This is a genomic window from Mycobacterium sp. MOTT36Y, assembly GCF_000262165.1.
Taxonomy (GTDB): Bacteria; Actinomycetota; Actinomycetes; order Mycobacteriales; family Mycobacteriaceae; genus Mycobacterium; species Mycobacterium intracellulare.
This window is the reverse complement of the sequence record NC_017904.1, coordinates 2,035,550-2,059,263: the sequence shown is the minus strand read 5'-3', so window position 1 is coordinate 2,059,263 and position 23,714 is coordinate 2,035,550. Positions and strand designations below refer to the sequence as shown.

The window sequence follows — 23,714 nt, the reverse complement described above, 5'->3', positions numbered from 1 at the left end:
CCGAGTCGCACGATGCACTCAAGAAGGTCGCGCACCTGAAGGGGTCGTCGTATGACTCGGGAGTGTGATGGACCCGATCGGGTCGTCAAGAACGGCTGTCCGCTGCGGTGCCGCCTGCGACGCGTCGGCGTGACGGAGGAGCGCGTGGATTGGGCGGGTCTGCCCGTCAACCTGGACGTCGCGTTCTCGCGCGATCAGCGCGACAAGGTTTACGCCCAGCACCTGATGCGTAGGCGCTTGTGCGTCTGCGAGATCGCCGCCGAGCAGGCTCCTTTGGCTGCGACGAAACAAAACCTCGAATATTCCTGAATCCCTTGGATTCACGAAACCGTGGCTGTGGCTGGCCGTCCGCGCCGCAGCCATGCGGGCAAAGGGCGGCTCGACGCAAGGTTTTCATTCACGCCGACCCTAATCGTGCTTGACAGATTGGGATTTCAAATTCTGGTTAGACTCTGCGGGTGACAAAGAGTCCGTCGTCATACCTGGTGTTGGCGTCGCAGCGCAGCGGCAGCACGCTGCTGGTCGAATCGCTGCGCGCGACCGGCGTGGCCGGCGAGCCGCAGGAGTTCTTTCAGTATTTGCCGGCCACCAGCCAGTCGCCGCAGCCACGGGAGTGGTTCGCCGGCGTCGACGACGAGTCGATCCTGAATCTGCTTGACCCGCTGGACGCCGGGACTCCGGACCTCGCGCCGCCCGAGATCTGGCGCGCCTACATCCGTACGGTCGGACGGACGCCGAACGGGGTGTGGGGCGGCAAGCTGATGTGGAACCAGACACCGCTGCTGCTCAACCGCGCCAAGAACCTGCCGGACCGAAGCGGCGACGGGCTGCTCGCGGCGATCCGCGACGTGGTGGGCGAAGACCCCCTGCTGATTCACGTCTACCGGCCCGACGTGATTTCGCAGGCGGTGTCGTTTTGGCGGGCGGTGCAGACCCGCGTCTGGCGGGGCAGGCCCGACCCGGCCCGCGACGCGCGCGCCACCTACCACGCCGGGGCGATCGCTCACGTGGTCACGATGCTGCGCGCGCAAGAAGAGGGCTGGCGGAACTGGTTCGCCCAGGAGGGCATCACGCCCATGGAGATTCCGTATCCGGTGTTGTGGCGCAACCTCACCCAGGTGGTGGCCTCCATCCTCGAGGCGCTGGGTCTTGACCCGCAGCTGGCGCCGGAGCCGGTGCTGGAACGCCAGGCCGACCATCGCTCCGACGAGTGGGTGGACCGCTACCGTGCCGACGCCGAGAAGCGCGGCCTGCCAACCTGATCGACCGCCCCGGCGAGCTAAATTCTGCCCGAGTCAATCACTTGGACGCGCCGGACCCACGAGCCACGATTCCCCTCAACGGGATGCGGCTGCGCTAAGCCGCCACTGTCGCCCGGGGAGTCGCGTGAGGAGTGGCCATCGTGGGTGAGGGCGTGCCAGGGGACGACGCGCTGCGGGGACCGCGCTGGACCGCGAGGCTCGGCGCGATATCGGTGGACTGGTGGGCGACCGCGGTGGCCGGCGTGATCGTCGCGCTGGCGATGGCCGACGTGCTTCCGAAGGTTCCGTGGTGACCGGCGTGAGCACGGTGCGCGCGGAGCCCGGCGAAACGTCTGCCGAGGCCACGTTCACCAGTACCCGTCCGCTCGACTATGTCCCGGGCATCCTGCTGCTGATCGGCGTCGGGGTGCTGGGCAAGTACGCCCAGATCTGGTGGAACGCGCTGGCCAAACACCAACACTGGACGGTGCCCGACATCGAATACGTGTTGTGGGCGATCGTGATTGGGCTGCTCATCACCAATACCGTTGGCCTGCACCCGATCTTTCGCCCCGGTGTGCTGACCTACGAATTCTGGCTCAAGGTCGGCATCGTGGCGCTCGGTTCGCGTTTCGTGCTGGGCGACATCGCCAAGCTCGGCGGGATCAGCCTGGTGCAGATCCTGGTGGACATGACGATCGCGGGGACGATCATCATCGTCGTGGCCCGCGCGTTCGGGTTGTCGGGCAAGCTCGGCTCGTTGTTGGCGATCGGCACGTCGATCTGCGGGGTGTCGGCGATCGTGGCGGCCAAGGGCGCAATCCGGGCCCGCAATTCCGATGTCAGCTACGCGATCGCGGCGATCCTGGCGCTGGGCGCGGTGTCACTGTTCGTGTTGCCTCCGCTGGGCCACGCGATCGGGCTCACCGATCACGAATTCGGTTTGTGGGCAGGGCTTTCCGTGGACAACACCGCCGAAACCACCGCCACGGGCTACCTGTACTCCGACCACGCCGGCAAGATCGCGGTGCTGGTGAAGTCGACCCGCAACGCGCTGATCGGGTTCGTCGTGCTGGGCTTCGCGCTGTATTGGGCCGCGCGCGGGGAGGCCGACGAGATCGCGCGGGGCGCCAATGCCAAGGCCGCGTTCGTCTGGAACAAATTCCCGAAATTTGTGCTCGGCTTCCTGGCGGTGTCGGCGATCGCCACCGCGGGCTGGCTGACCAAGGGCCAAACCGCCAACCTCGCCAACGTGTCGAAATGGGCGTTCCTGCTGACCTTTGCTGGTGTGGGCCTCAACACCGATATCCGTCAGATCGCGCGCACCGGCTGGCGCCCGCTGGTCGTCGCGGTCATCGGGCTGACGGTCGTCGCCACCGTCTCGCTCGGCATCGTGCTGCTGACGTCGCGGCTGCTCGGGTGGGGTGTCAGCGCCTAGGCACGGCGCCGACACCATGCGGAAACCCTCGCGTCGAGCCGATCGAAGGGATGACCAGCCCAGACGGTGCGGATCCCGGCTGAGCCCAACGGGCGAAAACCTCGCCTGTCCTATAGTGGACGCATGCAACACTCCGTACAGCTGCGCTTTGTCCCGTCGCGCGTCGCGGACTGTTCGTGTCGCTGTTGTTGATCCGCACGCCTCTGACACTGTAGAAATCCGCGCGCTAGCCCATGTCAGGGCGGTTTCGGTGTATTTGTCCGGCGGCGTCAAGACGCGGGCTCACGGAGATTTTCAGGAAAATTAGCGACCGATGACCGTATCGTCCGAGCCGATTCACGCCCTGGCGGGAGCTAGCCGCAGCGGCCCTGATCAGGCTCGACTCGATTATGCGGCGCTAGCCATCCCGACCGTGATGAACATAGAGTTCGATATTAGCTGGCAGGCTGAGAGGCCTGGTCCTACATCGTTGGAGACAAAAGGTAGATGAGCATCGCCGAGAACGTCACGGAACTGATCGGAAACACCCCGCTGGTCCGGCTCAACAGGGTCACCGACGGTGCGGTCGCCGACGTCGTCGCCAAGCTGGAATTCTTCAACCCGGGAAACAGTGTCAAGGACCGCATCGGGGTTGCGATGATCGACGCGGCCGAAAAGGCGGGCGTGATCAAGCCGGACACGATCATTCTCGAACCGACGAGCGGGAACACCGGCATCGCGCTGGCGCTGGTGGCCGCCGCACGCGGCTACCGCTGCGTGTTGACCATGCCGGAGACGATGAGCGTCGAGCGGCGAATGTTGTTGCGCGCGTTGGGCGCCGAGATCGTCTTGACACCCGGTCCGGAGGGCATGCCGGGCGCCATCGCCAAGGCCGAGGAATTGGCCAAGAGCGACCAACGGTACTTCGTGCCGCAGCAGTTCGAGAACCCGGCCAACCCCGAAATCCACCGCAAGACAACGGCGGAGGAAGTGTGGCGCGACACCAACGGCAAGGTGGACATCTTCGTTGCCGGGGTCGGGACCGGCGGCACCCTCACCGGGGTGGCGCAGGTCATCAAGGAACGTAAGCCCTCCGCGCAATTCATCGCCGTCGAGCCGGAGGGGTCCCCGGTGCTCTCCGGTGGACAGAAAGGGCCGCACCCCATCCAGGGCCTCGGCGCCGGTTTCGTCCCGCCGGTGCTGGCGATGGATCTGGTGGACGAGGTCATCACCGTCGGCAACGAAGAGTCGATGACGTTGGCCCGGCGGCTGGCCGCCGAAGAGGGACTGCTGGTCGGCATCTCCTCGGGGGCCGCGCTGGCGGCCGCGCTGAAGGTCGCCCGCCGCCCGGAAAACGCCGGAAAGCTCATCGTCGTCGTGCTGCCCGACTTCGGCGAGCGCTACCTGAGCACGCCGCTGTTCGCCGACCTGGCCGACTAGTCATGCTCGACGCCATTCGCACCGACATCCGGGCCGCCAGGGAACGGGACCCCGCCGCCCCGACCACGCTGCAGGTGATCTTCGCCTACCCCGGGGTGCACGCCATCTGGCTTCACCGCATCAACCACTGGCTGTGGCTGGGCGGGGCGAGGCTGATCGCGCGGATCACCGCCGAGATCACCCGGATCCTGACCGGCGTCGAGATTCATCCCGGCGCCGTCCTGGGCCCCGGGCTGTTCATCGATCACGCCACCGGCGTGGTGATCGGCGAGACCGCCGAGGTCGGCGAGGACGTGACGATCTACCACGGCGTCACCCTCGGCGGCAGCGGCAGGGACACCGGCAAGCGCCATCCCACCATCGGCGACCGGGTGATCATCGGCGCGGGTGCAAAGGTCTTGGGCGCGATAAAAATCGGCGACGACAGCCGAATCGGCGCCAACGCCGTGGTGGTCAAAGAGGTTCCGTCCAGCGCGGTGGTCATCGGGGTGCCCGGACAGGTCATCAGCCGCAGCCGTCCCGGCAGTCCGGACGACTCGATGATGCCCGATCTGGTCGGTGTCAGCCTGCAGTCACTGCTGACCCGGGTGACCAAACTCGAGGCCCGGGCGGACGGCGCGCAGACCAACCACGTCATCCGGCCCCCCGAAGCCGGAGTCTGGTACGGCGAGGACTTCTCCATCTGATTCTTCGGCGATGAACTCGGCAAAGTATTACTCACGCTGACGTTAACCCCGCCCCGGAATGCATTGCCGCGCTGAGCGTTGCACAGTGGGTTATGGACACGACGCACGACGGCGTCCCGACGGCAGATTCCGCGGTCCGGTCATGACCGAGCTGCATCTGGCCGTGGGGCTCGACGGCTACGGGTGGCACCCCCACGCGTGGCGATACGCCTTCGCGCACAACGCAACCGGCGGCGGGCAACTCAGCGGGCGATACTGGGCCGCGCTGGCCGCCACCGCCGAACGTGGCCTGCTGGACTTCCTGACCATCGACGACAGCCTGGATGCGCAGCCGGGCCGCCGGCCCGAGATCTCGCCGCGGCGCCTGGCGGGGCGCGCCGACGCCACACTCGTGGCCGCGCGCATCGCGCCGGTCACCGCACACATCGGCCTCATCCCCGTCGCGACGGTCACCCACACCGAGCCGTTCCATGTCTCGAAAGCGATTGCGACGCTTGACCATATTTCGCACGGCCGGGCCGGCTGGCAGGTGCGGGTGAGCGCGACGGCACACGAGGCGGCGCTGTTCGGCCGGCGATCCGCCCCCGACGGCGACGAACTTTTCCGCGAGGCCGCCGACGCGGTGGAGGTGGTGCGCCGCCTCTGGGACAGCTGGGAGGACGACGCCGTCATCCGCGACGTGGCGACCGGCCGCTACATCGATCGCGACAAGCTGCACTACATCGACTTCGCCGGCGAGCACTTCTCGGTCAAGGGACCGTCCATCACCCCGCGCCCTCCCCAGGGCCAGCCGGTGGTAGCGGCGCTGGCGCACGCGCCGCGCGTCTACGAATTCGCCGCCGCCAGCGCCGACCTGGTGCTCGTCACCCCACGCGACGAGGAATCGCTGCGCGCGATCCTGGCCGAGGTCGGCCAGGCGCAGCGTGCGACGGGCCGCAGGATCCAGGCCTACGCCGATCTGGTGGTGTCGCTGGGTGAGGATCCGCTGACACCGGGCGCGGCCATCTCCTCCGACGCGCACGTCTTCCGTGGCCGCGCAAGCGATTTGGCGGAGCTGCTGCTCGCCTGGCAGGACGCCGGCGTCGACGGGGTGCGGCTGCGGCCCGCGGTCAACGCGATCGACCTGCCCGCGATCGTCGACGACCTGGTGCCGCTGCTGCAGCGCGCCGGGCGGTTCCGCACCCGCTACCGCGAGGGCGAGACACTGCGCGACCGCCTCGGCCTGGCGCCCGTCCCCAACCGCTACGCGACGGCGCCGTCATGAGCCTCACTCCCCTGTCGGTCCTGGACCTGGCACCCATCAGCGCCGGCAGCGACGCAGCGACGGCGCTGCGCAACACCATCGACCTGGCCCAGCACGCCGAACAATGGGGCTACAAGCGTTACTGGCTCGCCGAGCACCACTTCGTCGCGGTGGCCAGCTCGTCGCCGGTGACGCTGATCGGCCAGATCGCCGCGGCCACCGAGCGCATTCACGTCGGATCGGCCGCCGTGCAGGCCGGCCACACGACGGCGCTTGCCGTGGTGGAAAGCTTCGGCATCCTCGACGCGTTGCATCCCGGCCGCATCGACATGGGCCTGGGCCGCTCCGGGCAGCGGCGGCAAGAGGCCGCAACCTCGCGCGCCCCCCAGCCCGACCGCGCGCCCGAGCCGTGGCGGGACGTCGACGGCCTGCTCGTCCCCACACCGTTCGACCAAACCCCGCTGATGAGATCCGAACGGATGCGGGCGCAGGCGTCGGTGCTCGCCCAACCGTGCGCGCAGCCGGCGGATTTCGCCGACCAGGTCGCCGACATCGAAGCGATGCTGGACGGCACCTACGCCGTCGACGGCCATCAGCTGCGGGCGGTTCCCGGCGAACACGCGCAGCTGACACCGTGGATCTTCGGCAGCACCAAGGGACAGAGCGCCGAGGTGGCCGGCGCCCGCGGGCTTCCGTTCGTCGCCAGTTACCACATCACCCCCGGCACCGCGCTCGACGCAATCACCGCGTACCGCAACGCCTTCCGCCCCTCCGCCCGGCTGGCGCGGCCGTACGTGGTGGTGTCGGCCGACGTCGTGGTCGCCGAGGACAGCGCCACCGCGCGCTACCTCGCGTCCAGTTACGGCCACTGGGTGTATTCCATTCGTAGCGGCCGGGGCGCGATCCCCTACCCAGATCCCGACTTCTGCGAACCCCTGACCGAGGCCCAGCAGGCGTTGGTGGCCGACCGCACCGCGACACAATTCGTCGGCAATCCCGATGAGGTCGCCGACCGGCTCGAGCTGCTGCGCCGGGTCACCGGCGCCGACGAACTGGTCATCACGTCCGTCACCCACCGGCACGCCGACCGGCTGCGCTCGCATGAACTGATCGCCAAACGATGGGGACTGACCGGATGACCGTTCGAGATGCGGGACAGCGCAAGCAGATACACCTGGGCGCCCACTTCCCCGGGGTGAACAACACCACGGTGTGGTCGGATCCGAGCGCGGGCAGCCAGATCGCGTTCGAATCGTTTGTGCACCTTGCCCAGACCGCCGAGCGGGGGCTGTTCGACTTCTTCTTCCTTGCCGAGGGGCTGCGGCTGCGCGAGCACCGCGGCAAAATCCACGACCTCGACGTCGTCGGCCGTCCCGACACGTTCACCGTGCTGGCCGCGCTCGCCGCGGTGACCGACCGACTCGGCCTGGCCGGCACCATCAACACCACCTTCAACGAACCCTTCGAGGTGGCAAGGCAATTCGCGACGCTGGACCACCTCTCCGACGGGCGTGCGGCGTGGAACATGGTCACCTCCTCCGACGCGTTCACCGGGGAGAACTTCCGCCGCGGCGGATTCCTCGCCCACGCCGACCGATACCACCGGGCCGAGGAGTTCATCCGTGTCGCGCGCAAGTTCTGGGACAGCTGGGCACCCGACGCCGTGATCGCCGACGTCGACGCCGGCATCTACGCCGATCCCGCCCGCATCCACGTCGTCGACCATTTCGGTCCGCAGTTCGGCGTCCACGGCGTGGCCGCGCTGCCCGCCGGGCCGCAAGGACACCCCGTGCTGCTGCAGGCCGGTGACTCCAGCGACGGCCGCGACTTCGGCGCCAAGCACGCCGACGCCCTGTTCACGCTGCACGGATCGCTCGAGGCGGGGCAGCGCTACTACGCCGACGTAAAGGGCCGCGCCGCCGCCCACGGGCGCGACCCCGACCAGCTCAAGGTCCTGCCCGGCGCGACGTTCGCGCTGGGAGACACCCCCGACGAGGCGCAGGACAACGCGCGCCACATCCGCGAGCAGCAGGTCAGCGGACCGACCGCGATCGCGTTCCTCGAGCAGGTGTGGGGCGTGGACCTGTCGGCCTACGATCCCGACGGGCCGCTGCCCGACGTCGACCCCGTCGAGAACCCGAACATCACGCGGGGACGCGTCCGGCACGGCGATCCCACGACGGTCGCCCAAACCTGGCGGGCCCGAGCGGAAGCCGAAAACCTCTCGATCCGGGAGCTGATCATCGAGGTGACCAGCCGCCAGCAGTTCGTCGGAACGCCGCAGCAGGTGGCCGCCGAGATCGACCGCTACGTCCAGTCGGACGCCTGCGACGGCTTCATCCTGGTGCCGCACCTGACGCCGCACGGCCTCGACGAGTTCGTCGACAAGGTGGTCCCGCTGCTGCAGGAGCGCGGCAGCTTCCGCACCGAGTACCGCGGCCACACGCTGCGCGAGCATCTGGGTTTGTCGCCGACGCCGGGATGGGCGGGAAATCCGGCCGGTATCGCGAGCGGGCAGTGACGGCCGAGCGGCCCGCTGAATTTTGCTGCTCCCCCGCCTGGACTCGAACCAGGAACCCTTCGGTTAACAGCCGAATGCTCTGCCAATTGAGCTACAGGGGACTAACCCGATCGCGGGACGACTCTAGCGTACTGGCACGACCGCGCCCAACTGGCGCGGGTCGCCACCGTCTCACCCGGTCGACCGCGCACGCACCCCACCCGGTGAGGCAGGATGGAGCCATCGATAGTCGGGAGGAACGCTTTGATCCGGTATGTCGTGGTGCTGGGACTGGGTTACGTGCTGGGCTCGAAAGCCGGTCGTCGGCGATACGAGCAGATCGTCGGCACCTATCGAGCGCTAACCAGCAGCCCGGTGGCCAAGTCGATGATCGAGGGGGGACGCCGCAAGATCGCGAACCGGATCTCCCCGGACGCCGGCTTTGTCACGCTGGCGCAGATCGACGACCAAACCGCCATCATGGAACGCGACGTCGAGCCGCTGCCCGACGAGGAGCTCGAGACCTCTACTCGTCGCCGCTAGCCTGCTCCAGCAGGCTGCGCCGGTAGGCCTCCATCGCTACCAGGTCGCCGAACAATGCGTGATACTCGTCGCCCTGTTCGATCGGCGACATGCGCTGCAACTTCGACTTCACCTCGGCGATCTGCCGGCCCATCCACACCTCTTGCAGGCGGGCCAGCACGCCGGCGATATAGCGCGGCATTTTCTCCTCGTCGACCTGGATGGCCTCGACGCCCAGCTCGCTGATCAGCGCGGCCGTCAAGGGCGACGACGCCCGATCGCGCACCACCTCGAGCCACTGCGCCCCGGTGACCCCGCTCGACGTGCCGCCGGCGGTCTCGATCGCCGCGCGGATGGCGGCGTAGCCGGGGTGGGTGAAGCTCTCGACGGTCAGCGTGTCGAAGACAGGGCCGGCCAGCGCCGGATACTGCAACGCCGACTTGAGTGCCTCCCGTTGGGGCCACAGGGTGGGGTCGCGAGGGTCGGGACGGCTGGCGGCGGCATGGGCCGCGGCGGCGGGTTGCTCCGCACGCCGCGACGCCTTGGGTCCGGCGCCGCCGCGGGCCGGGGCTTTGGCGTTCTTGGATTGCCCGCGCACCCGGTCGATCACCTGCGCGACGTCGTCCCAGCCGACCCACCCGGCGAGCTGGCGGGCGTACTCGTCGCGCAGCGTGGGGTCCTTGATCTGGCCCACCATGGGCACGCAGCGCCGCAGCGCGGCCACCCGGCCCTCGGCGCTGTCCAGGTCCATCTCGGCGAGCGCCGACCGGATCGCGAACTCGAACAACGGCGTTCGCCGGGCCACCAGGTCGCGCAGGGCGCCGTCGCCGGACTTCAGCCGGAGATCGCAGGGGTCCATGCCGTCCGGCGCGACGGCCACGAACGACTGACCCGCCAGGTTCTGCTCGCCGCCGAACGCCTTGAGGGCGGCGGCCCGCCCGGCCGCATCGCCGTCGAACACGTAGATCAGCTCGCCGCGAAAGAAGCTGTCGTCCATCATCAGTCGGCGCAGCATCGCCAAGTGCTCGTCGCCGAAAGCCGTGCCGCACGACGCCACGGCCGTGGTGACCCCGGCCAGATGCATCGCCATCACGTCGGTGTAGCCCTCCACGACGACGGCCTGATGGCCCTTGGCGATGTCGCGTTTGGCCAAGTCGATGCCGAACATCACGTTCGACTTCTTGTACAGCAGCGTCTCCGGGGTGTTGATGTACTTGGCTTCCATCGGGTCGTCGTCGAAGAGCCGCCGGGCGCCGAAACCGATCACCTCGCCGGCCGAGGAACGGATCGGCCACAGCAGGCGGCGATGGAAGCGGTCCATCGGCCCGCGGCGCCCCTGCCGCGACAGGCCCGCCGCTTCCAGCTCCTTGAACTCGAAACCCTTGCGCACCAAGTGCTTTGTCAGTGAGTCCCAGCCCGACGGTGCGAACCCGCAACCGAAGTGACGGGCCGCCTCGGCATCGAAGTTGCGCTCGGTCAGATACTGCCGCGCCGGCGCAGCCTCGTCGGATTCCAGCGCCGCGGCGTAGAACTCCGCCGCGGCCGCGTTGGCCGCGACGAGCCGGCTTCGGCTGCCGCGGTCGCGCTGCACGCTGGTCGCCGGGCCGGAGTAGGTGATGGTGTGACCGATCCGGTCGGCGAGCAGCTCGACCGCCTCGACGAAGCTGACGTGCTCGATCTTCTGGATGAAGGCGTACACGTCGCCACCCTCGCCGCAGCCGAAGCAGTGGAAGTGGCCGTGGTTGGGGCGGACGTGAAACGACGGCGACTTCTCGTCGTGAAACGGACACAGCCCCTTGAGCGAATCCGCGCCCGCGCGCCGCAACTGCACGTAATCGCCGACCACTTCGTCGATGCGCACCCGCTCGCGGATGGCGGCGATGTCGCGGTCCGGAATCCGGCCGCGGCCCCGGGCGCGCGCGTCGCCGTCGCTCCGTGAACTTGCCGGGCTTGACATCGGCTCAGTCTAAGCGCGCGGCGGCGAACGCTATCCCGTTCCGATGACGCCGCACGCGACGCGATCCATCGCGTTCTCGGTGTCCTGGGCGCCGTGCAGCATCAGCGCGGTCTTGGTACCGGCCAGCAGGTCGTCCCGGGTGAACGAATCGGTGGTGGTGACCAGGTAGGCCGCGCCGTCCTGGCGCACCTCGAGCGTCGCCAGGTCGCCGCTCTCGGGCTTGCCGGTGTGGCCGGGCGCCTGGTAGTGGCCGCCGGCGGACAAGAAGTTGCCCGGCGCACCGCCGGTGGGGGCCACCGAGTTCGGCTCGCACTTACCGATCTCGTGGACGTGCAGGCCGTGCAGGCCGGGGGTCAGGATGCCGGTCGCCACCGTCTTGACGGTGACGGTCACATAGTTGCCGGTGAAGTCGAAGGTCGCGGTGGCCGCCGTCCGGCCGTCGGGTGTCTTCAACTCCGCGCTGAGCGAGCCGCCGGCGGGTGCCGGGGTCGTCGCCTCCCCGGAGGACGTCGGTGCGGCGGTTTTCACCGGCGGGGTGGTGCCCGGCTGGCTGCTCTCGTGCTGCGGTGAACTGCAGGCGGTCATGGCGACGACGGGAAGCCCCATCAGAAGGGAGGCCATCAAAGGCGAGCCGCTGAATTTCTTCATGTCGGGCAGCCTAACTCGCGGCGGCCGCGCCGATCCCCGGGCCGGACGAGTTGCGCCCCACGACCCGCTACGGGCCGGCCTGGCGGGCGTCGATCCGTTCCAGCCGGCCCTCGGTGTAGGAGGCGATTTGATCGACGATGACCCGCCACCGGGCGCCGTCGTCGGCCGCGGTGTTGAAGGCCGCAGCGAAGACCGGGTCGAGGGTTCGCGGGGCTCCCGCGTACAGCCAGTGGGCCACCCGGTGGATGCGCTCACGCTGACCGGCCTGGGTTTCCTGATGCCGCGGATCGGACATGATGAACTGCAGCGCCAGGATTTTCAGCAGCGCGACCTCGGCCCGCACCAGATCGGGAACCTGCAGCTCGGCCCGGTAGCGCACCAGCGGTCCGGGTCCGGCCGCCGCGCGGGTGGTGGCGATGGCGGCCGAGGCGAACCTCCCGACCAGCTCGCTGGTCAGCCGCTTGAGCGCGACCGACGCCGCGAGCGTGGCGTCGTACTTGCCCACGGCGGCGACCACCGGCAGCGCCGACAGCCGTCGCGCGGCCGCCATGAAATCGTCGGCGCGCACCCGGGAAAATTCGGTCTCGCCGAGTTTGGCCAGCGCGGCCGCCTCGTCGTCGTCGGCCAGCACTCGCAGGTCGATGCGTTGGGAGACGACGCCGTCCTCCACGTCGTGCACCGAGTAGGCCACGTCGTCGGCCCAGTCCATCACCTGCGCCTCCAGGCACATCCGGCCCTCCGGGGCGCCCGCCCGCATCCAGGCCGCCGCCTCGCGGTCGGCCTCGTAGAACCCGAACTTGCGCGCCGCGCTCCCGTGGCCTTCGCCGCGGGGCCACGGGTATTTGGTGACCGCATCCAGCGACGCGCGAGTCAGGTTCAGACCCGCGCTGTTGCCTTGGGCGTCAAGCACTTTGGGCTCGAGGCTGGTCAGGATTCGGAAATTCTGGGCGTTGCCCTCGAAGCCGCCATAGTTCGCCGCGACCTCGTCGAGGGCGCGCTCGCCGTTGTGGCCGTAGGGCGGGTGGCCGATGTCGTGGGCCAGGCCGGCCAGGTCGACCAGGTCGAGGTCGCAGCCCAGGCCGACGGCCATTCCCCGCCCGATCTGGGCGACCTCGAGGGAGTGCGTCAGCCGGGTGCGCGGCGTGTCCCCTTCCCGCGGCCCGACGACCTGGGTCTTGTCGGCCAGCCGGCGCAGGGCGGCGCTGTGCAGCACCCGGGCGCGGTCGCGGGCGAAGTCGGTGCGGTGCTGACCTTCGGTGCCCGGCAGACCCGCGGTCTTCGCGGCTTCGGTCACCCGTCGCTGACGGTCGAAGTCGTCGTAGGGGTCGTGCTGATTCCTGGTCACCGACGCACAGTCTGCCAGGGAATGCCCGCCCAAGTCCGGCTCGACTCGGGCCCGCCGGCGTGTGTCGGCCGGGGCCGCGCCTGACCGCCCCACTCCTCAGCAGGCCTACTGGCCTGCATCGTCGCGGGGCTAGATTGGCCTTATGCGTTGCACCGCTCGCCTGCTCGCCGTGCTCGCGATGCTCCTGACGGTCGGCCTCGGCGGCGGGCTGCTGTCGGCACCGGCCGCCGGCGCGCAACCATCATTCCGGTTGGCCGACTATGTCACCGACAACGCGGGGGCGCTGTCGGATTCCGGTCGAAGCACCGTCACCGCCGCCGTCAACAAGCTCTACACCGACCGCCACATCCGGCTCTGGGTGGTCTACGTCGACGACTTCTCCGGGCAGAGCCCGACCGGGTGGGCACAAGGCACCGTGCGCGCCAGCGACCTGGGCGGCTACGACGCGCTGCTGGCCGTCGCGACCACCAGCCGCGCCTACGCCTTCCTGGTGCCGTCCACCATCAAGAGCGTCAACGCCGGTCAGGTCGACAGCTTGCGGCGCAACAAGATCGAACCCGCCCTGCACAACGGTGACTGGAGCGGCGCCGCGGTGGCCGCGGCGAACGGGCTCGACGCGTCGCCCGGTTCGTCGGGGCGGGTGATCCTGCTGGCCACGCTGGCGGGCATTCTCATCGCGCTCGCCGGCCTGCTGCTGGTGATGCGTCATCGCGGGCAGCGCCGACGGGCCGCGGCGTTGGCGGCCGCGCGGCGCGTCGACCCCACCGACGTCGACGCGCTCGCCGCGCTGCCGCTGCAGACGCTCGACGACCTGTCCCGCGCGCTGGTGGTGGACGTCGACAACGCGCTACGCACCAGCGCCAACGAATTGGACCTGGCGGTCGGCGAATTCGGCGAAGAGCGCACCCGACCCTTCACGAGCGCGGTGGCCAACGCCAAAGCGGCTCTGTCCCAAGCGTTCACGGTGCGCCAACAACTCGACGACTCCACACCGGAAACACCCGCCCAGCGGCGCGAACTGCTCACCCAGGTGATCGTCTCGGCGGCGCGGGCCGACCGCGAGCTGGAGTCACAGACCGAGGCGTTCGAGAGGCTGCGCGACCTGGTGATCAACGCCGCGTCGCGGCTGGATGCGCTGACGCAGCAGTACGTGGAACTCACCACCCGTCTGGCGCCGGCGGAGCAACGGCTGGTGGCGCTGCACCACGACTTCAGCGCTGCCGCACTGACTTCGGTGTCCGGCAATGTCACGACGGCCAAGGAGCGGCTGGCGTTCGCCGACCGCAACATCGGCACCGCCCGTGAGCTGGCCGCCCACGCCGTCACCGGTGGGCAGGCCGGCTTGGTCGACGCGGTCCGGGCCGCCGAGTCCGCCCTCGGGCAGGCGCGGGCGCTGCTCGACGCGGTGGACAACGCGGCCAGCGACATTCAGCACGCGATCGACGGGCTGCCGTCGGCCGTCGCCGACACCAAGGATGACATCGCACGCGCCAACGAACTGCTGCAGAAAAAACCCACGCGCAGCGGCGATTTGGTGGCGGCCCGCGACGAGGCCACCAGGGCCGTCGAGAGCGCCCGCGCCGGCGGTTCCGAAGATCCGCTGGCCGCCTTCGGACAGGTGACCAAGGCCGACGCCGCGCTCAACGGGCTGCTGGCCACCCTGGCCGAGGAACAGGCCACCGCCGAGCGACTCAACCGATCACTGGAACAGGCCTTGTTCACCGCGCAATCGCGGGTGCGCGCGGTGTCCGACTACATCGACACGCGCCGCGGCAGCGTCGGCCCCGACGCCCGCACCCGGCTGGCCGAGGCCAAGCGCCACCTGCAGGCCGCGCAGGACAAGGGCGCGACGAACCCGAGCGAAGCGATCGCCCACGCCAACGCGGCGTCGACGCTGGCCGCTCACGCTCAGTCACTGGCGAACGACGACGTGCAGGCGATGCAGCGCGCCTACACGCGTGGCGGCGGCAGTGACATGGGCGCGATGCTCGGCGGCATCATCATCGGCGACCTGCTCAGCGGGGGGATGCGGGGCGGATTCGGCGGCTGGAGCCCGACGTCGTTCGGTGGCTCGCCGGGTTCTTCCGACGGCGGTTTCATGGGCGGCGGCGGCCGATTCTGACGCGCCGCACGCGGGTGACCGCGGCGGCTTTCGGTTCTCTACCTACCGGTCTTCAGCCGGCGGCCGGGGAATGCGGGATCACGCCCACGGGCCGTGCCGCGGCTTCGCCTTCCCACCCGCTCCAGACGCCGTCGGCGACCGCCGTCGGGCGGGGCGCGTCGAGTGTCTCCTCCGTGGTGTCGGCGCTCGCGTCCGACTTCGGCGCCCAGTGGTCGTAGTCGTCGGGCGGAACGACCACCCCCCACTTGAGTGGGACCGATAAACCGCCGAGCACACCGCACTCACCGCGTACTGCCGCCACCGTGTCATCGGGTAACGGCGAACCGAGAGGCAAAAGCACCCCTGCCCCCTTCCACAGCCGATCTAAGCGTTCGGGCGCTGTGGCGAACCTATTTACACCAACCGGTGACATCGTAAGACAAACCGAAGAAAATATGCGGGAATTGCCAATTTTCCTTAATTTGAGCGTGTACCGGACGACGCGGGCCTCTCGCCGACCCGGTAAGGGGGCCGCCGCGCGGGCCACGCGCGCCGGCGACACCGGGGAACTCGGGCGCCATCCCGGACGATCCGCCGTCGATTCCTACGCACAAACTCCTTGCCGCACAGCACGTTAGGGTAAGCCGTCGTGATCGGATCGAGCGGTCGGCCGCGGGTGCGCGGGGGGTCCGGCTCCACGCTTCCCGCTCGGGGCAACGCAAGGGAGCGCGCGTTCTTACGGCACGAATTATATGAATTCGCATATTGCGGTACGGCGTTGCTTGGCCGCCCCGGCCAACCTAGTCGGTATTTCCGGTTTCTCACGCCGTGCACTCCATGCACATCCGCAACAGCGGCACCGCGATTATCGGGTTCGCGGCACCACTTTGGGCCGTGACCGCACCACCTCCGCCTTGGTGCCGCGCTTGTCCCCCTCGGGCCCCTTGTCGCCCACCGGCATGGCCGTCATCGGCACGCCGTTACCCGACCCGGCCGCGGCCGACGTCGCCGCGGGCGCTCCGGTGGCCACACCCGACACCGCCGGTGCGGGCACGTACGCCGGCATCGACCCTTGCCACGCCGCGGGCACCGACATCGCCCCGACGAACCGCGCGGTCCCCAGGCCCGCCGACGCGACGCCCAGCGCGCCCAGCCCCCCGCCCGCCAACGGTTGCAGGTCGGACAGCATGCTATGGGCGCTGCGGGGGGCCTCGGCGGCCACGTTGGTGGCGCTGAGCAATACCGGCGCCGGCGCCGCCGGCGGCGCGGCCGCCACCGGGCCGGTGCTCTGGGCCAGCGCCACCATGGGCGGCATCAGCGCGCTGGCCGGGTACATCCCAGCCTGGGCCACCGTCGTCAAGGTCGCCACCGGCGTCGAGGTCATCAACGACGTCAGCGACGAGACCGCCGGGGAGAGCGCCATGAACACCGATTGCAGCTGCGACGCGAACGCGGTCCCCAGCGAGGACAGGCCCTGGAAAAACTGGGACGCGAGCGTCAGCGGCGCCGTCACCAGGTCGGCCAGGCCCGCCAGGCCCGCGGACGCCGCGCCGCCGCCGAGACCCGCGGGCGGCGGGGTGAACGCCGGCAACGTCTCCACCAGCGTTTGGGCCCCCGCGTGATAGCCCACCATCGCGGCCACATCCTGCGCCCACATCTCGACGTACTCCAGCTCGGTCTGCGCGATCGCCGCCGTGTTCTGGCCGAAGAAGTTGGTCGCGATCAGGATCAGCAACCGGGCACGATTCGCCAGCACCGCCGGCAGCGGCACCGTCGCGACCACCGCCCCCTCGAACGCCAGCGCCGCCAGCCGGGCGCGGATCGCGGCCACCTCCGCCTCCGCGGCGGCGATCAGCAGCCATTGCACGTAGGGCGCCGCGGCGGCCGTCATCGATGCCGACGAAGGACCGGTCCAGGGGCCCGCCGCCAGGTCCGTCACCACGGTGTTGAACGAGGCCGCCGAGGACGACAGCTCCGCCGCCAGTCCGTCCCACGCGGAAGCCGCCTCGAATAGAGGTCCAGAACCGGGGCCGCCGACTATCAAGGCCGAGTTGATTTCCGGAGGGAAGAACAAAAACGCGGGAATCATCCACACCCCAACCGACCGAGTCAACGGCTCCAGCGACAGACGCCCGACATCCGCCCATGGCTCAACTAGCTATCTACTTATGCCCCACGGCAGATCCTAGGGCACCGCCACCATCGCGGCCCGATTTTTAAGCAAACCTTATTTCGCAAATGCGAACCGGCGACGGCGCATCATTCACCGTCGCGCGAGTCGGCCAGACGCGCACCCACGCAACGGGACCCGATATGGCGCCGCCGACGGCGGCCCCGTGATTAGCAGCCTTTGAGCCGTGCCGCCAGATAATCGGCCACGGTGTTCATCGCGACGCGCTCCTGGGTCATGTCGTCGCGCCGGCGCACCGTCACGGCGTTGTCCTCGAGCGAGTCGAAATCCACCGTCACACAGAACGGCGTGCCGATCTCGTCCTGGCGCCGATAGCGCCGCCCGATCGCGCCGGCATCGTCGAAATCGATATTCCAAAACTGGCGCAGTTCGGCCGCCAGATCGCGGGCCTTGGGGCTCAGGTCGGCGTGCCGGGACAGCGGCAGCACCGCCGCCTTGACCGGCGCCAGCCGCGGGTCCAGCCGCAGCACCGTGCGCTTTTCCATCTTGCCCTTGGCGTTCGGGGCCTCGTCCTCGACGTAGGCGTCGATCAGGAAGGCCATGAACGACCGCGTCAAACCCGCCGCGGGCTCGATGACATACGGGATGTAGCGTGCGTCGGTCGCCTGGTCGTAGAAGGACAGGTCGACGCCGGAATGCTTTGAATGCGTCGCCAAGTCGAAATCGGTGCGGTTGGCGACGCCCTCCAGCTCACCCCACGGGTTACCGGCGAAGCCGAATTTGTACTCGATGTCGACGGTGCGATCGGAGTAGTGCGACAGTTTGTCGGCCGGGTGTTCAAACAACCGCAGGTTCTCCGGATCGATACCCAACTCGACATACCATTGCAGCCGGGTGTCGATCCAATACTGATGCCATTCCTTCGCGGTCGAGGGCTCGACGAAGAACTCCATTTCCATTTGCTCGAACTCGCGCGTGCGGAAAATGAAGTTGCCCGGGGTGATCTCGTTGCGAAAACTCTTGCCTATCTGGCCGATACCAAAGGGCGGCTTCTTGCGAGCGGTCGTCACCACGTTGGCGAAGTTGACGAAGATGCCCTGCGCGGTCTCCGGACGCAGATAGTGCAAGCCCTCCTCGGTCTCGATCGGACCCAGGTAGGTCTTGAGCATCATGTTGAATTCGCGGGGCTCGGTCCACTGCCCGGGCTCGCCGGTGTCGGGGTCACGGATGTCGGCCAGTCCGTTGGGCGGCGGGTGGCCGTGCTTGGCCTCGTAGGCCTCGATGAGATGGTCGGCGCGGTAACGCTTATGGGTGATCAGCGACTCGACCAGCGGGTCATGGAAGACCTCGACGTGGCCGGAGGCCACCCACACCTGCCGCGGCAAGATGATCGACGAATCCAGGCCGACGACGTCGTCGCGCCCGCTGACCACCGCGCGCCACCACTGACGTTTGATGTTCTCTTTGAACTCCACACCCAACGGGCCGTAGTCCCACGCCGACCGGGTTCCGCCGTAGATCTCTCCCGAGGGAAAAACGAAGCCGCGCCGCTTGGCCAGGTTCACTACGGTGTCGATGACGGACGCCACGGGGTGGTGCACTCCCTTTCCGGGGTTGGGTGGGCGCGCTTGGCGGCCGACCGCCGTGCGCAGAGCATCAGTCATGGTAGCGATCGGCGCCGCGGTCTTTGACATGCGTCATCATGCATGTGACAGTGGAGGGCAGCCGATACGGCGGATACTTTCCCACTACCTGGCACTTCTCGAGGTGATGCCGCTCCCATGATGTCCCCCTCACGTTCTGCGTCGATGCCGTCCGCCACCGACGGCGACATGGGAACGGACCTGGACGCGGTCACCCACGACCACGGCGGACTCGGCGCCGGTGGGCACTCCGTACTGGCCGATTACCCCGTCCCACCCCCGCGGGAGATCCTCGACGCCGCGGGCGAGTTGTTGCGGGCGCTGGCGGCGCCGGTGCGCATCGCCATCGTGCTGCAGCTGCGCGAGTCGCATCGCTGCGTGCACGAGCTGGTGGACGCGCTCGGCGTGCCCCAGCCGCTGGTCAGCCAGCACCTGAAGATCCTCAAGGCGGCGGGCGTGGTTGCCGGCGAGCGGTCCGGGCGCGAGGTGCTGTATCGGCTCGCCGATCATCACCTCGCGCACATCGTGGTGGACGCCGTCGCGCACGCGAGCGAGGACACCCCGTGACATCAGGAGCGAGCGTTCGCTCGACCCGTCAGCGCGCGGCGATCTCGACGCTGTTGGAGACACTCGACGAATTCCGCTCGGCGCAGGATCTGCACGACGAGCTACGCCGGCGCGGCGAGAACATCGGGCTGACCACCGTCTATCGGACGCTGCAGTCGATGGCCGCGGCGGGAATGATCGACACGCTGCGCACCGACACCGGCGAGTCGGTCTACCGCAGGTGTTCGGAACACCATCATCACCACTTGGTCTGCCGCAGTTGCGGATCCACGATCGAGGTGGGCGATCACGAGGTCGAGGAGTGGGCGACGGCCGTGGCCGCCAAGCACGGCTTCTCCGACGTCAGCCACACCATCGAGATCTTCGGCACCTGTTCGGAGTGCATGCCCTGACGATTACGCCGTCAGTGTGCGGCGTAGCTGGGCGCCGGTGTCGAGCACCAGCAGGATCAAGGTCCTCAGCGCATCGTCGGTGAGGCCCGCGCCGGGAAAGTTGTAGCGCAGCATCACATCGGCGTTCTTGGCCGCGCCCTTGCCCGAATTGCGCTGCACGGCTTTGTCATTGACCTTCTCGATCAGGCTGACGCTGCCGAAGTTGCTGTCGCGCGCCTGCTTGGCCACCCGGTCGCTCAGCTTCTTGGTCAGCGGCAGATCCCACGCCAATATCTGGGTGAGCGACACCAGGTCGAGGCCCTCGGCGATGTTCACCACCCGCAACGAGGCGATGGTGCCGTCATGGTGAACGGTCAGCGCGCCGTCGGTCTCCTCCTGCAGCGCAAGGACATCGCGGAGGATCGACGCCAGGCGCTCCTGTAGCGAGGGCACTATGCGCTCCCGAATCGGCGGTTGCGCGAGGCGTATTCCTCGCAGGCGGCCCACAGGTCGCGACGGTCATAGTCGGGCCACAACTTGTCCTGGAAGATGTACTCGGCGTATGCCGCCTGCCACAGCATGAAATTGCTGGACCGCTGCTCCCCCGAGGTCCGCAAGAACAGATCCACGTCGGGGATGTCGGGCCGCTGCAGGTGGTTCGCCACCGTCGACTCGGTGATGCGTTCCGGGTTCAGCCGTCCGGCCGCGGCCAGCCGTGCGATTTCCTTTGTGGCTTCGGCGATTTCGGCGCGGCCACCGTAGTTGACACAGTAGTTGACGGTGATGACGTCGTTGTCCTTCGTCATGTCTTCTGCGATCGCCAGCTCATTGATCACGCTGCGCCACAGGCGGGGCCGCGACCCGACCCACCGGATCTTGACCCCGATCGCATTCAGGTTCACCCGGCGCATCCGCACCACGTCGCGGTTGAAGCCCATCAGGAAGCGGACCTCTTCGGGCGAACGCTTCCAGTTCTCGGTCGAGAAGGCGTACAGGCTGAGCCACTTGATCCCGATTTCGATTGCACCACAGACGATGTCGATGACGACGGCCTCCCCGGCGCGATGACCGTCGGTACGGTTCAGCCCCTGCTGGGTGGCCCAGCGGCCGTTGCCGTCCATGACGATGGCCACATGGTTGGGCAGCCGGTCGGCCTCGATCCTGGGCGCGGCCGCCTTGGAGGTGTGCTGCGGCGGCCGGCACGGGCCGCCGTCGGCGGACGGCGGCAGCTCCGGAAAGACGACGGGCCAGGTCGACTTGTCGGGGAAGACCGGATAGTCGTCGGGCGCGGGGGGCAGCTGCGGGAAACCGCGGTGTGTCACTAGCGCCCCACTGGCCTCGGTCGGAGGGCGTGTGTCTTGCGCCCACCTCCGAGCGACACGTTCGGGTGACCCGCTTTTGTCGCTCGGAGGTGGGCACAACACATGCCGGCTGACGCGGATGCGGGTGTGACGGATGTGATCACCGCCCGCCCGCCGGCCCAGACTTTAGCCACAGTCCATATCCTGCCCGATCAGCGTCGCGCGCTGATCGGCGATGGTGCGGTCGACGTGATACGTCCGTTCTACGAGCGGCAACGTCTTGAGCTGCCGCTCCAAATGCCATTGCAGGTGCGCCGCCACCAGACCGCTGACGTAGTTGCGGTGCGACTGCGGCGTCTTCTCGGCAAAGTCCCAATCGCCGTCGTGCAGCGCCGACATCAGGTCCAGTACCCCCGGCGGCGGCGTCGTCGAACCGGCCGGGCGGCAGTGGGTGCAGACGCTGCCGCCGGCGCCGACATGAAACGCACGATGGGGACCGGGCGTGGCGCAACGGGCGCACTCGTTCAGCGCCGGCGCCCAACCGGCGATGCCCATCGCCCGCAGCAGGTAGGCGTCCAGCAGCAGGCCCCGGGACCGGCGGCCGTCGGCCACCGCCCGCAGGGCGCTCACCGTGAGCCCGTGCAGGGCCGGGGCGGGCGCCCGCTCCTCACCGGCGAGGCGTTCGGCGGTTTCCAGCATGGCGCACCCGCAGGTGTAGCGGCCGTAGTCGCTGACGATGTCGGTGGCGAACGCGTCGATCGAGACGACCTGGGTGACGATGTCGAGGTTGCGGCCGGGATGCAACTGCGCGTCGATGTGCGCGAATGGCTCCAGCCGCGCGCCGAATTTGCTGCGGGTACGACGAACGCCCTTGGCCACCGCGCGGACCAGCCCGTGATCACGGGTCAGCAGGGTGACGATCCGGTCGGCTTCGCCGAGCTTGTGCTGGCGCAGCACAACAGCTCGGTCTCGGTATAGCCGCATCCCCATAGTTTTGCACCCCGCCGCGACATTGCGGGTATCCGCGCCGTCTAGTCTCGTACCCCGTGATTGGCGCTTCGGGGTCGGGAGTCGGGTCCATTTCCGGGTCCGGCAACCAGCGCCTGCCCACGCTGACCGACCTGCTCTATCAGTTGGCCAGCCGCTCGGTGACGTCCACCACCCTGGTGGGTCGTTCGCTGCACGCCATCCACGCCAGCCAGCCCACGCTGAACGCCTTCCGGGTGGTGCTCACCGAGTCGGCGCTGGCCGACGCGGCCGAGGCCGACCGGCGCCGCGCGGCCGGGGACACCGCCCCGCTGCTGGGCATCCCGATCGCCGTCAAGGACGACGTCGACATTGCCGGCGTGCCCACCGCGTTCGGCACCGAGGGGACGGTTCCGCCGGCGACGCACGACGCCGAGGTGGTGCGCCGCCTCAAGGCCGCCGGCGCGGTGATCGTGGGCAAGACCAACACGTGTGAGCTCGGCCAGTGGCCGTTCACCAGCGGACCCGGTTTCGGGCACACCCGCAACCCCTGGTCGCGGCGGCACACCCCCGGCGGGTCGTCGGGCGGCAGCGCCGCGGCGGTGGCCGCGGGCCTGGTCACGGCCGCCATCGGGTCCGACGGCGCCGGCAGTATCCGCATCCCCGCGGCATGGACGCACCTGGTGGGCATCAAGCCGCAGCGCGGACGGATCTCGACCTGGCCGCTGCCGGAGGCGTTCAACGGCATCACGGTCAACGGCGTGCTGGCCCGCACGGTCGCCGACGCGGCGCTGGTGCTCGACGCCGCGTCCGGCAACGTCGAGGGGGACCGTCACAAACCGCCCGCGATCACCGCCTCCGACTATGTGGGCAAGGCGCCCGGCCCGCTGAACATCGCGCTGTCAACCCGGTTTCCCTACACCGGTTTCCGGCCCAAGCTGCACCCGGAGATCCTGGCGGCGACGCGCGCCGTGGGTAACCAACTCGAACTGCTGGGCCACACCGTGGTGTCCGGCAACCCCGACTACGGCATGCGGTTGTCGTGGGACTTTCTCGCCCGGTCCACCGCGGGCCTGCGGGATTGGGAGGAGCGCTTGGGCGACGGCGTCGTGCTGGACCCCCGGACCCTGTCCAACCTGCGCATGGGCGCCGCGCTGGGGCAGGCGATCCTGCGCAGCGCCCGCCGCCACGAGGCGGCCGACCAGCGCCGGGTCGGTTCGATCTTCGACATCGTCGACGTGGTGTTGGCGCCGACCACCGCCCAGCCCCCGCCGCTGGCGCGGGCCTTCGACCGGTTGAGCGGCTTCGGCACCGACCGGGCCATGATCGCGGCCTGCCCGCTGACGTTCCCGTGGAACGTCCTGGGGTGGCCGTCCATCAACGTTCCGGCGGGCTTCACCTCCGAAGGCCTGCCGATCGGCGTGCAGCTGATGGGCCCGGCCAACAGCGAGGGCATGCTGATCTCGCTGGCCGCCGAGCTCGAAGCCGTGTGCGGATGGGCCAGCAAGCAGCCCCAACCCTGGTGGCACCAGAGCGCGGACACCCCTCCGGCGCCCGCGCCCAGCGGCTGAGATCACCGCCGCGTCCCGCCGTCTGGGCAGGTCGGAGCGGTGAATTTCCTGCCGACGAGGCGGG

At 69.0% G+C, this 23,714-nt stretch carries 23 protein-coding genes and 1 tRNA gene; 14 read left to right on the top strand and 10 right to left on the bottom strand.

The window, feature by feature from the left end:
* Positions 1-51: 51 nt before the first annotated feature.
* The 9 genes from W7S_RS27795 (at position 52) to W7S_RS09530 (ending at position 8,548) form a co-directional block, all read left to right on the top strand.
* Entirely contained in the window at positions 52-309 is a 258-nt protein-coding gene (locus W7S_RS27795; RefSeq protein ID WP_369751737.1) for a hypothetical protein, read from the top strand.
* Between the two features lie 149 nt (positions 310-458).
* A complete protein-coding gene (locus W7S_RS09560; RefSeq protein ID WP_014711376.1) occupies positions 459-1,262 on the top strand; it encodes a Stf0 sulfotransferase family protein in 804 nt (267 codons plus the stop codon).
* 140 nt (positions 1,263-1,402) lie between these two features.
* Positions 1,403-1,555: a hypothetical protein gene (locus tag W7S_RS27120; RefSeq protein WP_168160307.1), complete on the top strand. Its 153-nt coding sequence runs from the start codon at positions 1,403-1,405 to the stop codon at positions 1,553-1,555.
* Positions 1,549-2,679, top strand: coding sequence for a YeiH family protein (locus tag W7S_RS09555; RefSeq protein WP_041297821.1), 1,131 nt, complete (start codon positions 1,549-1,551; stop codon positions 2,677-2,679). Before W7S_RS27120 ends, W7S_RS09555 begins: the two co-directional genes overlap by 7 nt.
* A 486-nt stretch (positions 2,680-3,165) precedes the next feature.
* Positions 3,166-4,098 carry a cysteine synthase A gene (cysK, locus tag W7S_RS09550; RefSeq protein ID WP_014711373.1) on the top strand — a complete coding sequence of 311 codons (933 nt, stop codon included), beginning with the start codon at positions 3,166-3,168 and terminating at the stop codon, positions 4,096-4,098.
* Positions 4,099-4,100: 2 nt separating this feature from the next.
* Entirely contained in the window at positions 4,101-4,784 is a 684-nt protein-coding gene (gene cysE, locus W7S_RS09545) for a serine O-acetyltransferase (RefSeq protein WP_014711372.1), read from the top strand.
* A gap of 142 nt (positions 4,785-4,926) precedes the next feature.
* On the top strand, positions 4,927-6,048 hold the full coding sequence (locus W7S_RS09540; protein WP_014711371.1) for an LLM class flavin-dependent oxidoreductase: 1,122 nt from the start codon (positions 4,927-4,929) through the stop codon (positions 6,046-6,048).
* A complete protein-coding gene (locus tag W7S_RS09535) occupies positions 6,045-7,166 on the top strand; it encodes an LLM class flavin-dependent oxidoreductase (protein ID WP_014711370.1) in 1,122 nt (373 codons plus the stop codon). Before W7S_RS09540 ends, W7S_RS09535 begins: the two co-directional genes overlap by 4 nt.
* Positions 7,163-8,548, top strand: coding sequence for an NtaA/DmoA family FMN-dependent monooxygenase (locus W7S_RS09530; protein WP_014711369.1), 1,386 nt, complete (start codon positions 7,163-7,165; stop codon positions 8,546-8,548). Before W7S_RS09535 ends, W7S_RS09530 begins: the two co-directional genes overlap by 4 nt.
* Before the next feature lie 28 nt (positions 8,549-8,576).
* On the opposite strand, the gene W7S_RS09525 is transcribed toward W7S_RS09530, so the two are convergent.
* Positions 8,577-8,649 (bottom strand) — tRNA-Asn (locus W7S_RS09525).
* A 142-nt stretch (positions 8,650-8,791) separates the two neighbouring features.
* Here W7S_RS09525 and W7S_RS09520 point away from each other — a divergent pair.
* Positions 8,792-9,070, top strand: coding sequence for a hypothetical protein (locus W7S_RS09520; RefSeq protein WP_009953068.1), 279 nt, complete (start codon positions 8,792-8,794; stop codon positions 9,068-9,070).
* Here W7S_RS09520 and dnaG read toward each other — a convergent pair.
* The 3 genes from dnaG to W7S_RS09505 form a co-directional block, all read right to left on the bottom strand.
* The gene (gene dnaG, locus W7S_RS09515; RefSeq protein WP_014711368.1) at positions 9,054-11,006 is read right to left on the bottom strand and encodes a DNA primase; all 1,953 of its coding nucleotides are present in this window, start codon (positions 11,004-11,006) and stop codon (positions 9,054-9,056) included. The genes W7S_RS09520 and dnaG overlap by 17 nt on opposite strands.
* A gap of 30 nt (positions 11,007-11,036) precedes the next feature.
* Positions 11,037-11,654, bottom strand: a complete 618-nt coding sequence (locus W7S_RS09510; RefSeq protein WP_008255630.1) for a superoxide dismutase family protein — start codon at positions 11,652-11,654, stop codon at positions 11,037-11,039.
* A 67-nt stretch (positions 11,655-11,721) separates the two neighbouring features.
* Positions 11,722-12,999: a deoxyguanosinetriphosphate triphosphohydrolase gene (locus W7S_RS09505; protein ID WP_014711367.1), complete on the bottom strand. Its 1,278-nt coding sequence runs from the start codon at positions 12,997-12,999 to the stop codon at positions 11,722-11,724.
* A 142-nt stretch (positions 13,000-13,141) separates the two neighbouring features.
* Here W7S_RS09505 and W7S_RS09500 point away from each other — a divergent pair, with 142 nt between their 5' ends.
* Positions 13,142-15,121, top strand: coding sequence for a TPM domain-containing protein (locus tag W7S_RS09500; RefSeq protein ID WP_014711366.1), 1,980 nt, complete (start codon positions 13,142-13,144; stop codon positions 15,119-15,121).
* 52 nt (positions 15,122-15,173) lie between these two features.
* Here the strand turns inward: W7S_RS09500 and W7S_RS27790 are convergent, their stop codons facing one another.
* The 3 genes from W7S_RS27790 to W7S_RS09485 all read right to left on the bottom strand — a co-directional run bounded on the left by W7S_RS27790 (position 15,174) and on the right by W7S_RS09485 (position 18,832).
* The gene (locus W7S_RS27790) at positions 15,174-15,461 is read right to left on the bottom strand and encodes a hypothetical protein (RefSeq protein WP_029384279.1); all 288 of its coding nucleotides are present in this window, start codon (positions 15,459-15,461) and stop codon (positions 15,174-15,176) included.
* Positions 15,462-15,965: 504 nt separating this feature from the next.
* On the bottom strand, positions 15,966-17,189 hold the full coding sequence (locus tag W7S_RS09490) for a PPE family protein (RefSeq protein ID WP_041298206.1): 1,224 nt from the start codon (positions 17,187-17,189) through the stop codon (positions 15,966-15,968).
* Positions 17,190-17,440: 251 nt separating this feature from the next.
* Positions 17,441-18,832, bottom strand: a complete 1,392-nt coding sequence (locus W7S_RS09485) for a glycine--tRNA ligase (RefSeq protein WP_008255621.1) — start codon at positions 18,830-18,832, stop codon at positions 17,441-17,443.
* Positions 18,833-19,015: 183 nt separating this feature from the next.
* Between W7S_RS09485 and W7S_RS09480 the strand changes: the two genes are divergently transcribed.
* Both W7S_RS09480 and W7S_RS09475 read left to right on the top strand, forming a co-directional pair.
* On the top strand, positions 19,016-19,441 hold the full coding sequence (locus W7S_RS09480; RefSeq protein ID WP_173662756.1) for a helix-turn-helix transcriptional regulator: 426 nt from the start codon (positions 19,016-19,018) through the stop codon (positions 19,439-19,441).
* A complete protein-coding gene (locus W7S_RS09475; protein ID WP_008255605.1) occupies positions 19,438-19,833 on the top strand; it encodes a Fur family transcriptional regulator in 396 nt (131 codons plus the stop codon). The genes W7S_RS09480 and W7S_RS09475 overlap by 4 nt, the downstream gene beginning before the upstream one ends.
* 3 nt (positions 19,834-19,836) lie before the next feature.
* Here the strand turns inward: W7S_RS09475 and W7S_RS09470 are convergent, their stop codons facing one another.
* From W7S_RS09470 to recO, 3 genes are all read right to left on the bottom strand, one after another.
* Complete coding sequence (locus W7S_RS09470; RefSeq protein WP_014711363.1) at positions 19,837-20,265, bottom strand: hypothetical protein; 429 nt, start codon at positions 20,263-20,265, stop codon at positions 19,837-19,839.
* A complete protein-coding gene (locus tag W7S_RS09465) occupies positions 20,265-21,134 on the bottom strand; it encodes a decaprenyl diphosphate synthase (RefSeq protein WP_014711362.1) in 870 nt (289 codons plus the stop codon). The genes W7S_RS09470 and W7S_RS09465 overlap by 1 nt, the downstream gene beginning before the upstream one ends.
* A gap of 165 nt (positions 21,135-21,299) precedes the next feature.
* Positions 21,300-22,097 (bottom strand): DNA repair protein RecO, encoded by a 798-nt coding sequence (gene recO, locus W7S_RS09460; RefSeq protein ID WP_008255600.1) that lies wholly within the window; start codon positions 22,095-22,097, stop codon positions 21,300-21,302.
* 62 nt (positions 22,098-22,159) lie between these two features.
* Here recO and W7S_RS09455 point away from each other — a divergent pair, with 62 nt between their 5' ends.
* Positions 22,160-23,650 (top strand): amidase, encoded by a 1,491-nt coding sequence (locus W7S_RS09455; protein ID WP_008255598.1) that lies wholly within the window; start codon positions 22,160-22,162, stop codon positions 23,648-23,650.
* Positions 23,651-23,714 lie beyond the last annotated feature (64 nt).